Annotated in this window: 1 pseudogene; it reads right to left on the bottom strand. The window is 66.4% G+C overall.

The features are described from left to right. Positions 1 to 235: pseudogene (locus tag ACH107_RS34030) on the bottom strand (hypothetical protein); the annotation flags it as partial.

Raw genomic sequence — 235 nt, 5'->3', positions numbered from 1 at the left:
AACACGTTACGATCCCGCCGCCGCCGCTGCACGGCATGTTTGAGGTGCCGGGCAGCGGCTCCTTTATATCCCAGGAGCCGGGTTCAGCGTAAGACAAGCTCACCCGGCCACTGCTCTGTGCGCAGGCCTCAAAGGTGGCCGCCGGCAGGGGGCGCATCTCGGCCAGGTCTCTTTGCAGGCGCGCGCCGATGGTCTCCGTGTGCCCACGGAGTGTATCAGTCTGACGGGCGCGACA

Source organism: Roseovarius halophilus (ex Wu et al. 2025) (genome assembly GCF_047086965.1).
This window is presented reverse-complemented; position numbering and strand designations above follow the sequence as displayed.